Raw genomic sequence first — 11,928 nt, forward strand, 5'->3', positions numbered from 1 at the left:
GTACGTGATTCCCGACTGCGACCGCTTCGCATGGGCTTAGCTTCGAGCGGGGTGCCGATCGGTCGGCGCCGGCTCGAGGAGTGCGCATGAGACCCGAGGGCACCACGGTCACCGACATCGACTCAGGCGACGACCACGTCATCGCGCTCACTTCAGACGGCGCGGTCTACGGCTGGGGCTACAACCGCTACGGCCAAGCCGGCGACGGCACCACCACCAACCGCAGCGAGCCGGTGCAAGTCGTGCAGCCGGAAGCATTCGCCTTCGTCGCCATCGGCGTCGGCAGCTACCACAGCCTCGCCATCGCCGAGTCCCCCCAGACCACGACCACCCTGACCGCGGACCCGGCCAACACCGAACTCGGCGACGAGGTCACCCTGACCGCGCAGGTCACCTGCACCACGGGCACACCGACCGGCACCGTCGCCTTCCTCGCCGGGGAAGACACGATCGGCACCGCCGAGCTCGAAGACGGCGTCGCCGTCCTCGCCACCGACGCACTCGCCGAAGGAGAGCACGCGATCGTCGCCCACTACCAAGGCGATGGCCTCTGCCCGGCCTCCTACTCCGAGCCCGTCACCGTCACCGTGACCTACACCGAATGCGATTACCCGCCTTACGAAGACGGCGGAGACGACAGCAATGGCGATGGTGACGGCGATGGCGATGGCGATGGGGACACTCCCGGTGGCACGGACGGCCCCAACCCGCCCCCGAGCGACCTGAACGGCGGCGACCCGCCCTTTGAAGGAGACGAGGACGAGCAACCGGGCCCTGCCAAGCGCTCCCCGAAACCAGAAGCAACACCGGCCCGGCGGGCGTATCCCGGTAGGAAGCCCGTATTCGCTGGTGCAATGCAGGTGCCGCCAGGCTCGCTCAATCGGCGGCTCTCGCCGCAATAGCGAGAGGCGATCGTCATGGCGTATGCCGCTGGCACATCGCAGAGGAACCTCGCGGTCCAGTAGGCATCAGCGATCGCAGTGTCAAGCGCCTCGTTTCGAAGGCCCGGACGTCCGGAACCGTTCTCCGGACCAGAGCAATCTGACCTGTATGCACACGCAGAAAGCCAGGGTCCCAAGGGTGTAGGCGGGTTCATTGCGGATTGCCCTGGTGGTCTTGGCGATGTTGGCTGCACCCAAGGTCTTGAGCGCGCCGATCGCGAGGTTTCGGAAGGTGGCCATGGCACGGGGCGCGGTGCGTGGAGGCGTCCCCTGCGAAGGCAGTCTCTGATGTGATGGCTGGAGTTCTCGATCGACCACTGCGCCTGGTGGGGTTACCTGAAGTGCCTGCTCGCCGAGTTGCCGCGCAAGAACTGCTTGAGGCTCGCCGCCAGTCCCGACATGCTCCAGTTCCTGCTCGAGGCGCGGTCTGGGGCGCATGCGACCTGCGCCGGGAAGTGCTCCTTCATTTGGCCGTTGATGGGGAACTCCATCGCCTCCGGCCAGTACCTGGTGATGAGCCCTCGCTGGACGGCGGCGTTGCTGCGGAGGCGGTGCGGGGCCGACATCAACCACTCGTAGATATGGCGCGCGTTGACGATCGTGTAGTTCTCGTAAGCCACGTCGCTCTCGGCCAGGAAGTGCGGGACCCACGTCCCGGCGCGGTGCTCCCAGTAGAACAGGTCGTGCTGGTCACACAGGTCCTCAGTGGACTCAAAGTCGGTCAGGGCGTAGAACCGATCGAACTCCTCGACGAACGGCGCCTCGTTGCCGTGGTACTCGGTGAGGAGGCGCGCCATCTCCTTGCCGTCCACCGGGATCTGCGTCGCACCGTGCCTGCGGAACCAGCGACGGGCGACCTCGAAGTGGCTCGAGCGTATGTGCAGTCGGTCGTCGAGGCCGCTCGTCAGATGCGAGAGCCCGAGGGCCGGATGGGAGAAGAGCGTGGCATTGGCCCGTGTGACCGACAGCAGCGGCTCCTCCGGGTAGCGGTACGGCATCGGGACGGTGTGGAAGGTGACCCCGACGCGCTCGGCGAGCTGCCTGGAGATCTCGGAGTCCTGCTGCTTCTCGGGGGATCGACCCTCGCGGACCTCCGGGAATTCGTAGCAGAAGTACTCGACCCGGTCCGCTACGCTCCGCGACAGCGCCAGGGTGGTGCGGCTGTCGAGCCCGGCGGTCAGCGAGATGAGCAGCCGGTGCTCGCGAGTCAGCAGTTCGAGCTGCCGCTCGAGAAGCGGCCCGAGGTGGTCGATGATCAGCAGCGGGTCGCGGTGCTCGATCCTGCTCCGGGGGAAGAACCTCGAGATCTCGCCCGTGGTGAGGCACAGGTCGGTGTTCGGGGTGAGCACACGGACGTCACGCCACGGGGTGCAGTTCCCGGGCATTGCGTAGGTCCTCTTGCCGAGCCCGTTCGGGTCGGGGAAGCGCGGATGCCGCGGCGACCCGGTCACGGCGGCGAGGAGGTGCGCGTGCGAGGCGTACGCGTCGGCGGTAGTCGAGTAGTAGACCGGGCGGGAGCACGACGCGTCACCCTGGATCCAGGCGTGCTCGCCGCGGCCGTCGATCACGATGTAACGGCCGCAGACCCGGTCGAGAGCCCGGATCATGGCGCTGCGCGAGCGCAGGCGGTGGTCGAGCAGCATCTCGGCAATGTCGCCGAGGCCGGTGAGCCACTCGGAGAGGTCGACCGCGATGCCGAGCACCGCCACGAACGTCTCGCCGTGCCGGGCGACGCTCAGCTCCAGCCGCGGGTCGAAGTGAAGCGTGCGGCCACCGAGCTCGTGCGAGCGCCACCAGGGGTGGGGTGGCTCCGACGGCTCACGGGCGTAGAGGTACCCACGGGCCCAGAGCAGGTGCCGTTGCTCGGGGTCAGGGATGACGGTGTCGTCGGAGGCTCGGGGCAGGGTTTGGACGCGTCGCCGCGACATGGCGGACCTACTGTCATGACTCATACGTTTGTTTGGTAAGTCGGTCTTAGATCTTGAAGTACTCCTTGATGATGTTATCAACCGATTTGGTCCATTAGTGGTTTTTGATCGGCTTTTGCAGTGCTTGGTCCAATGCTGGTCTTGAGCTCGTCGAGGTTGTCGTGTTCGCAACGGGCGAGCACCTTGCCCTGCAACAGGGAAGTCCAACGTTCGACCTGGTAGAGCCAGGAGGACTGGGGGGCGAAGTGCATGTGGAAGCGGGGGTATTCGCCTCGGCGCTCACCCACCACCCGCCGATAACGATCGCCCAGACCGAGGTCGGAGCGAAGACAAACAAGACCGCGCGCACAATTCAATGAGCTTGTTTCAAGGTGCCTGAGATCTGTTGCGGTACAACGGATGTCGTGAGGACGGGCCGTTCCGGTCCAAGGCAGCGGGAGAGCCCCTGATAGAACAGCAGGTGCTGAAGTCCGTTGCCTACCAGGAGCTCTCGTGCTTTTCTACCCTGCCGCGCTGCCCCTGTCCACCTCGACCCTCAACCGCATGGCCGGCCTCATCCGCACCCACCGCAAGACCATCGGCTCCCGCTGGCGAGTCCTCGACCCCGGCACGCAAGCCCTACTCACCCTCGCCTACCTGCGTAAAGGCGAAGCACTGCGGAGCCTCGCCGCCGGGTTCGGCATCTCGGCAGCGACCGCATGGCGGCGCACCCGCGAGACCATCCTGCTGCTCGCCGCCCTCGCCCCAGGGATCCGAGACGCCCCGCAGCATGCGCGACGGTCAGGTGCGGCCTTCGTGATCCTCGACGGCACCCTGGTCCACATCGACCGGCCCTTATACTCCGGCAAGCACAAACGGCACGGCATGAACCTCCAGGCCATCGCCGATGCGCGAGGGAACCTGCTGTGGATCTCCGGTGCGATCCGCGGCGCGATCCACGACACCGAGGCCGCCCGGATCTGGCAGATCCCCGACTCCTTGCTGAGCATGGTCTGTTCGCCCTGGGCGACAAAGGCTACGACGGACTCGACCGCAACCTGGTCATCACGCCGTTCAAAGGGAAGGGCAAGCCCGATTGGCAGAAGGAGCACAACCGCCTCCACGCCCGGCTCCGCGGACCCGGCGAACGCATGTTCGCCCAACTCAAGAAATGGGCGATCCTCGACCAGCTCCGCTGCGACCCCGCCTGGACCACCCACATCGCCAAAGCCCTCCAGGTCCTCAACGACTACGAACGCTCAGCAGGTTGAAACAAGCTCAAGGTGAGTGAGAGCGGATGCGACGGCTCAGTGAAGGGCCGCCGGTCTCTGGCACCGGTTGTAGCGGGGCGGCCTCAACCAGGAACGCAAGATACCCGCCTTGGACCGGTCACAGCCAGTCACAGACGGGCAAAGCGTTCACAGCGGACTTCAAGGCAATCGAGCCCGCAATCGGCCCTATGGACGGTGAAGGAACGCAAGGAAACATGATTGCCTGTGACCAATAGTGCTGGTCACAGGCGATCACAAGCGGTCACATGGGCCCCGTGAGGGGGCCGGTGGTGTGGAGGTACTGCACGCTTATGCGAAACCAAAACCCCAGCTAGACGCCATTCTCGAAAGGCTCGAAAACGTGCAAGAGGCGGACGAGTCGTCATCAGGTCTCTCATGGCAGTCACGATCCGGCAGCGAGCTCCCGGTCATCGTCACGCCCTCGATGACGCCGCGAATCCTGCATCGGCGACTGACTGCCGAGCAGCGTCAAGCGATCGTCACGCGGTACGCCGCAAAAGGAGTTGGCCGCAAGACACGACATCAGCGTCCGGAGCCTCAGACGCCTCGTTCGAGACGCCCGAGAATCTACCGCCATCACGGATCACCCACGAACTCCCTGACACCCCGGCCGCGGTGCGCCGTGCACTTCCGAGGCGGCGGCCCGGAACGCTTCCATCACCTCGCTGCCCGGTAGTACCAGTGGCACCACCGGTGTTATTGGAGCTGGTCGGCGCCTGGCCAGGTGTGGACGGTCGTACCATCGATCAGCAAGAGTGCGTCCCGGACGAGGCTGCGTCGGTGCAGATCCGCGAACACTTCGTCGTAGCGCTGCTTGAGGCGGTCCACGTCCTCGAATTCCTCGAAATGGCCTTCACCTGCGTCTTCGGTCCAGGTCAGCTCGCCGTGTCCGACGCCGTCGCTGCGAGTGTCCCAGTCTCCGCGGACCAGCCCTGCCCATCCCTCGCCCCACACCGAGCGCAGCAGATTCGTTGGTGCCGGCGTCGACTCCGGCTTGAACCCGAAGACCTTGCCCGAGGGGCCGTCGAAGTAGATGCGGCCGCATACCTCGCACTGCCACAACATCGTCAACTGGCCGGCCGTATGGTCCCAGAGTCGCAGTTGCGCTGGACTCGGTTCCTCGCCAACACAGGCGACATCGATATCCTGGTCGGGCAAGATGTACGCCTTGTATGGCAGGTTCTCGGTGTTGTCGCGGATGACGAACCCGCACGTGCACCTGATCTTCAACAATCGTTCCTTTCCGAATCAACCGGCTGCGCCGGTCTGATCGGTGCGGTATCAGTCCGTCCGATCGATCGGCCCGTTCCCGTTCCCGCCTCCGGGGACTGCCGTGCGTCCTGCACTGGGGCGCCGACCCCGGCCGTCCTGCTCCATGTGGCGACCGACCGACGGGACGGGGCGCCCGCCAGTGCGACGGGCGCCCCGTCCCGGCTCAGGCCGTCCGAAGCTTTGGGCAGGGCGGGTGCGGCCATGCCTGCTTGACCTTGGTGATGAAGTCCTCGACACCCGGCTGGAAGTCGTCGCCGTCCCGGATCCCGTCGATGCGCGGCACGGCGGCGAGGAAGTGGAGCTTTGACAGCGACAGCCCCCGCCCCGGCCGGTTCTTCGGCACGTTCGCCGCCGCCTTGCGGTCGATCTCGGACTCCGTGTCGTCCGAGAGCTTCAGCTCCAGCTTCAGACCGAACATGTCACGAATGTTCATGCGGATGTCGCCCCACCGGGTACAGGTGACCAGCACGTGCACCCCGTACGCCAGACCGCGGTTCCCGATCGCCCGCGCCTGGTCCACGAACGGCTCGAAATCCTCCCTCAGCGTCATCCAGTTGTCGATCACCAAGAACACGTCCCCGTAGGGGTCATCGGCGAACCGGCCCTGCTCCTTCATGCGCCGATACGAACCCATGCTCGCGATCTTGTTCTCGGTGAAGAACGCCTCCCGCTCGTCCAGGATCGTGTCGACCTCCTGGATGGTGCGCCGGACGCCTTCCTCCTCCTGCCGGCCGAAGACGCCCGCGACGTGCGGGAGCTCCTCCAGGCCGCGCAGGGTGCCGCCACCGAAGTCCAGGCAGAAGAACTGCACCTGACGCGGCGTATACATCAAGGCCATCGAGCCGATCATGGCGCACAGGAGGTTCGACTTCCCGGACTTCGGCTCGCCGGCGATCGCCACGCTGCCCTGATCGCCCGACAGGTCGACGAGGCACGCGACGCGGCGGTGCTCGAACGGGCGGTCCTCCTCGCCGACGGCCGCGAGGAGCCTCCCCTCCGGAGCGAACCCCGTCGGGGACAGTCCGCGATCCGGGTGCGCCTTCAGCCACGGCATCAATTGGTCGAGGGTCGGCGGTTCGGCCAGCGGCGGCAGCCACATCCGGTAGGCCGGGCGCCCCTTCCCGGCGGCCCTGGCGGCCAGCGCCCGCAGTGCGCTTCCCACGTCGGCGCCCGGTTCGTGCTCCGCGCCCTGATCGACGGTGCGGAAGCGCACCAGCTCCTGGGTGCCGACCTGGAGGTAGCCGTGGCCCGGTTCCGGCGGCAGCTTGTATGCGGCGGCCGAGCCGATGACCGTGCGGGACTCCTCCGCGGAGGACATGCGGAGCGCGATCCGGTAGCGCAGGAACCCGTCCATGCCTTTGAGCTTGCCTTCCTCGAGGCGCTGCGATGCCAGGAGCATGTGCACGCCGATGGAGCGGCCGATGCGGCCGATCTGGAGGAACAGGTTGATGAACTCGGGCTTGGCGACGAGCATCTCGGAGAACTCGTCGGCGATGATGAGCAGGGTCGGCATGGGGTCCATCGCCTGCCCGGCCTTGCGGGCCTTCTCGTACTCCCAGCGGTTCGTGTAGTTGCCCGCGGCGCGCAGCACTTCCTGGCGGCGCACCAGTTCGCCTTCGAGCGCGTCGGCCATGCGGTCGACCAGCTCGATCTCGTCGGCGAGGTTGGTGATGACCGCCGAGACGTGCGGCAGGACGTCCAGTCCCGCGAACGTCCCGCTGTCGTTGAAGTCGACCAAGAGGAGGTTCACCTCGTCGGGCGTGTGCGTGCCGGCGAGTGAACCGATGACGGTGCGCAGCACCTCCTGTCTGTCAGAGCCGATGAGCAGGCCGTGCGGGCCCATCCCGTCCCGTTCGGAGCTCTTGAGGTCCAGGAGGAGTCGCTCGCCGTCGGTGGTGAAGCCGATCGCGGCTCGCAGGTACTCCTGTTCGGACTTGTCCCACCAGTCCAGGTCCGGTCGGAACTCCTCCGGCTGGAATCGCAGGAGTTCGGCGAGGCCGACCGGTCGCGGTGCGGGCTGGTCCGGGGGCGGGTCCGGGGCGACGAGGCCGTTCCAGGGGAGCCGCAGCTGCACCTCGCCGGGCGAGAACACGCCGCGGCCGACGCCGGTGAGCGGAGGGAGGCTGCCCAGTGTGGACCCCGGTACCGGGGCGTCGCGGATGACGAGTTGCGGCGCCTGGAGTGAGAAGACGTCCTTCCTGCCGAGGATGCCGGGGCCGCCGGAGAGGACGAGGTGCAGCCGGATCGCCGCGGCGTGCGGGACGATGTCGCGCAGGGCCAGGAGCGGCTGGTGCTCGGTGTCGAACCGCTCGTAGTCGTCCATGACGATGAACACCCGCTGGTCGTCGGGTCCCGGGTGCTCGATTCGCCTGCGCAGCGAGCGGAGCACGTCGATGAGCTGCTCGGGGGTGGCGAAGCCGGAGGAGCGGGCGAGCACGTACTCGTCGGGGATCGCGCCCGCGAGGTCGTCGTCGTGCAGCAGGACCACTGCGGCCCGTTCCGGCGTGTAGCGCGTGGCGATGCTGCTGAGGACGGTGCGCAGGACCGTGGAACGGCCGCTTCCCTCCGGCCCGGCTACGACGAAATGCGGGCGCTCGTCGAAATCGAGGCCGAAGGGCCGCCGGCGGTCGCTCCCGGCGGGGTCGGGTTCGATCACTCCGAGCGGGACCGGGCTGTCGCGCTTGGGAAACACCATGCCGACCCGGAGCATGTCGCTGTAGGTGAGGAGCCCGTCCGTCCGGCCCAGTGGCGGTGCGGGCGGCGCCCCCTCCCACCGCGAGTGCGCATTGTGGATCTCTTCGGGGGTCGCGTCGCAGTGGTGGAAGAGGAACACGTCGTCCTCGTGGCCGACGCGGACCGCGTCGGTGCTCTTGAAGAGGTGCCTGCGGCCGTCGTACCAGAGCATGACGTCGATGTCGGTGCCTCGGAGCCGCTTCTCGACGTCGACCGGTCTGCTGTGCCCCAGGCTCACGCGGTTGAACGCGAGGCGGTGGACGCCGCGATGCTCCCAGCCCGGGCGGGAGGTCTCGGCCAGGACCAGCCATACCCGCAGCCGGCCGCCGATCGCGGCGATCCGCTCGAGCGTCTCGGCCAGCGCCGGGGCGACCGCGTCGGGGTCGCCGGCCTGGTGCACGAAGACCACCAGCCGGGGCTCGCCGGCGAGGCCGCCGTCCTGTTCCAGTGCGAGTCGGCGGCGAAGCTCCTGGTCGAGGAGGGCGCTGTGGCGGTGCATGTCCTGCGGGTCCGCGAGCACCGCATGGCGGGCGTTGTGCGGCAGCGAGGCCGCGTCGGCGAGGGCGTCGGACCCGATCTCGGCGGTGACGAACTGGAGTTCGGCGGGCGAGTGCCGCGTGGCGAGGTCGAAGGCGATCTTGCGCAGCAGCGCGTCGGTTCCCGCACCGCCGCACCACACATGCCCGCGGATGTCGAGGTGAAACGGTTCGCCCTCGGGCGTCGTCCCGATCGCCGCGGTGAGGGGTGCGGTCCAGGCGGGGTCTGCGGCGGTGAAGAGGTCTTCCAGCGGACGGAACCGCGGTGGGCGGGAGGTCGCTTCGGTGTCGACCGCGATCTGGATCTCGCGGCGGTCGTCTGCGATGAGCGTGGCCTGGCCGACCGGGGTGCGGGTGAGGGCGGGCGAGCCGGGGTGGACCGCGAAGCGGGAGTCGACGGTGTCCCACCGCTGCTCGTGCGCTTCGTTGCCGCTCAGTCGGATGCGCGTGACGTCGTGGTCTGCCAGTGCGTGGAAGACCGGTTCGTCAGGTTCGGTCTCCGCGGTGGCGATGAGGTGCACGCCGATCTTGCGGCCGAGTCGGAGCAGCGCTTCCAGCTGCTCCAGGTAGGAGTGGGTTCGTCGGGTCTTCTTGAAGTCGGCGACGAGGACGAGTTGCGGTCCGCTCCATGCGCCCTGGTCGTTCGCCCGCCGTTCGAGTTCGGCGAGGATCCGGTCCTCGACGCCGTACGCCTCGCCGACGTCGAGGACGACCACGCCGTCGTCCGTGTGCAGTTCCGACAGCCCGCGCAGGACCGTCCGGAGCGCGGTCGTCTTGCCGCAGCCGGGTGCTCCGATGATCAGCAGGTGCGAGCGCCGGGTGAAGTCGATCGTCGCGGTGGCGGGGAGGCTCGGCGGTTCGACGCGGTCGGGCCGCGGGTCGTAGGTCGCGCCGGTCGTGGCCTGCCCGATCGCGACGCCGGCGCCTGGTGTGGTGTCCTTCGCGCGCATCCGCTCGACGGTGAGCCCGTCGGGTGGGCTCCACAGTGAGCGGACCGGATGGCGGTAGTTCGCGAACGTGTAAGCGAACCGGAGGAGGTGCTCGGGTGTGTATGCGGCCCTGCGGAACCGCCGGTCGCCGAGGCGTGCGCCGCGTCGGTCCAGTGTGATGCGGAGGCAGCGGAGGGTGTCCAGGCCGGCCGGGTCGGTCGCCGACAGCAGCAGGTGTGCGCCGATCCGTTCGCCGGTGCGGGCGATTTCGTCGAGGACGCCCGCGAATTCGGGCCGTGCGGTGAGGACCCGGTCGACGTCGTCGATCAAGAGCACCAGGGCGGGTTCCTCGGCCAGGGCGGCGTCGGTCAGTTGCCGCCGGCGCCACAGCTCGTCGTCGACCGCCCGCGGGAACGGGCTCGGCTGCGGGGACGGTTCGGCGAGCCTCGCAACGACCGTGGCGACGTGTGGGAGGTCCGCTCCGGGGACCTGGTCGTCGAGGGCGGCGATCGCGAACTGGACGCGGTCCGGCGAGTACCGATCAGCGAGTCCTATGAGGACGGTTCGCAGGATCGCGGTCTTGCCGAGGCCGGGTGCGCCGACGCACAGGATGTGGGGGCCGTGCCCAGGACCGGCCTTGAACTCCAGTTCGGTACCCGCGCCGATGCCGGCCCGGAGGAACGCCTCGTGCTGCCGCGCGGGCCAGCGCACGTTCCAGTCCAGCGGTTCCCTGCCGGGGCCGTACCCGGGCTCCGGTATCGCGCGGGGGTAGTCCCAGGCGGGGACGGCAGCGTTGATGAAGGGTTCGCGACGTTCGCGGCGTTTGAGCACGCATCGACGGTACGGGGGCGCCGCCACCGATGAATTCCGGGCGTACGGTCGGTCATTGGTGGCGAGACGGTCCGATGGGAACCGGATCTGTTGAGAGGACCACCGCGATGATCGAGTCGACCCCGCAGCCGCCCGCTGCGGGACGGGTCGTGCCCGAGGACGGGTTCCGGACGTTCCTCCAGGTGCTGGTGAACACCGCGATCGCCAATGTGACGACCAGTTTCCTGTGGTTCGCGTCGGAGAGAGCAAGGTGGTCATGGCCAGGTGCCCGGCACTCCGGCCGTGTTCGAGGAGTCCGACGAAGCGGGCGTTTGAGCCGAGCTAATCGAACCCGCTGTCGGCGCTGTGTGGACGCAAGGAGCACCAGAAAACGTGACGCCTGTGACCGGCTACTGCTGGTCACAGGCGATCGTAAACGGTCACATGGGCCCCGCGAGGGGGCCCATGTGGGTTTGTGGACCCTTCGGTCGCTTCTTACAACTCAAAACACCAGGTCAAAGCCATACTGGCCCGCGTACAGGGCCTGATCTCAGATGTCACGGCCCGCGACTGGCGCGAACCGGTACCCCAATTGTCCCAGCTCGCGCTGGCCTGCCGCAACGGCAAGCCCCGATCAATAACCTGTCGGCAATTGGCGTGATTTGAGGAGCGGGCGGATCCGGCCGCCCGCCACCTCAGCGGAGAGCTCCTTGCCCTCACGGTCGTAGGCCACCCGGGCCGAAAAACTCGGAGAAGGGTCGCGTCCGGCCGGTTCGCGGGCGTACACCCGCTGGGCTGGTGAAACGAGTTTGGATTGCAATACCTAAGGTTTGGATCCGAATTTGAGGACGGCCTGAACCTGTTCGCGGATGTCGGTGAGAACTTCCTGGTCGCTGCGATGCAGGTAGGCGGTGGCAGTCGTGCTGATGTGGATGATCGCAGTGATCACCCGCGCCACCGTCGCCGCCTCGCCGGTGTCGACGCGTGCATCGCGGGTGAGCAAAGTGGTGATGCCGTCCTCTAGACGGCCGGCGAGGGCGAGTCCCTGTTTCCGATACGGCTCTGCGGGGTTGCCGAGAACGAGTTCGTGCAGGTAAGTGCGGCCGTTCTCGACGTGCTCGCGTACGCAGGTCACCACTGGGCGAATCAGTGTCAGCACCTGTTCGATCGGGCTTTGTCCCGCGGCGGCGGCTGCGGCGAGCCCGTCGTCGATGGCGGTGGCGAACTTCTGGTTCTGCACCATGATCAGCAGCTCCGCCTTTGTCGACGCGTACCGAAACAAGGTCCCGATGGCGATGCCTGCTCGGTCGGCGATCTGTTGCGTCGTGACTCCGCTCACGCCGTGCTCGGCGAAAAGCTCCTGCGCCGCCGCCATGATGCGCTCGCGTTTCTCCTGCTTGGCGCGTTCTCGGCGCCGCATCGGGATTCCTCTGGCGGGCATAGCGGCCTCCTTGACAATGTTGCTGAGTCGAGTCATACTTGAGCATACTCAGAAAAACTGAGTGAAG

5 protein-coding genes and 1 pseudogene are annotated in these 11,928 nt (G+C 67.5%); 2 read left to right on the forward strand and 4 right to left on the reverse strand.

All coding sequences use genetic code 11. The features are described 5' to 3' along the window. Positions 1-86: 86 nt before the first annotated feature. Positions 87-902 (forward strand): Ig-like domain repeat protein, encoded by an 816-nt coding sequence (locus tag J5V16_RS01765; protein ID WP_208494225.1) that lies wholly within the window; start codon positions 87-89, stop codon positions 900-902. Positions 903-1,273: 371 nt separating this feature from the next. Here the strand turns inward: J5V16_RS01765 and J5V16_RS01770 are convergent, their stop codons facing one another. Then, entirely contained in the window at positions 1,274-2,869 is a 1,596-nt protein-coding gene (locus tag J5V16_RS01770) for an asparagine synthetase B family protein (protein ID WP_208494226.1), read from the reverse strand. Positions 2,870-3,361: 492 nt separating this feature from the next. Here J5V16_RS01770 and J5V16_RS01775 point away from each other — a divergent pair. Then, positions 3,362-4,119, forward strand: a pseudogene (locus J5V16_RS01775) (transposase family protein). A 717-nt stretch (positions 4,120-4,836) separates the two neighbouring features. Here the strand turns inward: J5V16_RS01775 and J5V16_RS01780 are convergent. The 3 genes from J5V16_RS01780 to J5V16_RS01790 all read right to left on the reverse strand — a co-directional run bounded on the left by J5V16_RS01780 (position 4,837) and on the right by J5V16_RS01790 (position 11,861). Beyond that, positions 4,837-5,370, reverse strand: a complete 534-nt coding sequence (locus J5V16_RS01780) for a hypothetical protein (protein WP_208494227.1) — start codon at positions 5,368-5,370, stop codon at positions 4,837-4,839. 205 nt (positions 5,371-5,575) lie between these two features. Further along, positions 5,576-10,441, reverse strand: coding sequence for a type VII secretion protein EccCb (eccCb, locus tag J5V16_RS01785; protein ID WP_208494228.1), 4,866 nt, complete (start codon positions 10,439-10,441; stop codon positions 5,576-5,578). Between the two features lie 802 nt (positions 10,442-11,243). Next, positions 11,244-11,861: a TetR/AcrR family transcriptional regulator gene (locus J5V16_RS01790; RefSeq protein WP_208494229.1), complete on the reverse strand. Its 618-nt coding sequence runs from the start codon at positions 11,859-11,861 to the stop codon at positions 11,244-11,246. Positions 11,862-11,928 lie beyond the last annotated feature (67 nt).

It is taken from the genome of Glycomyces niveus, assembly GCF_017592475.1.
GTDB classification, from domain to species: Bacteria; Actinomycetota; Actinomycetes; order Mycobacteriales; family Micromonosporaceae; genus Glycomyces; species Glycomyces niveus.

Coding starts and splice junctions, on each gene's coding strand:
- J5V16_RS01790 (WP_208494229.1), bottom strand. CDS start 11,861: ATGCCCGCCAGAGGAATCCCGATGCGGCGCCGAGAACGCGCCAAGCAG.
- J5V16_RS01765 (WP_208494225.1), top strand. CDS start 87: ATGAGACCCGAGGGCACCACGGTCACCGACATCGACTCAGGCGACGAC.
- J5V16_RS01770 (WP_208494226.1), bottom strand. CDS start 2,869: ATGTCGCGGCGACGCGTCCAAACCCTGCCCCGAGCCTCCGACGACACC.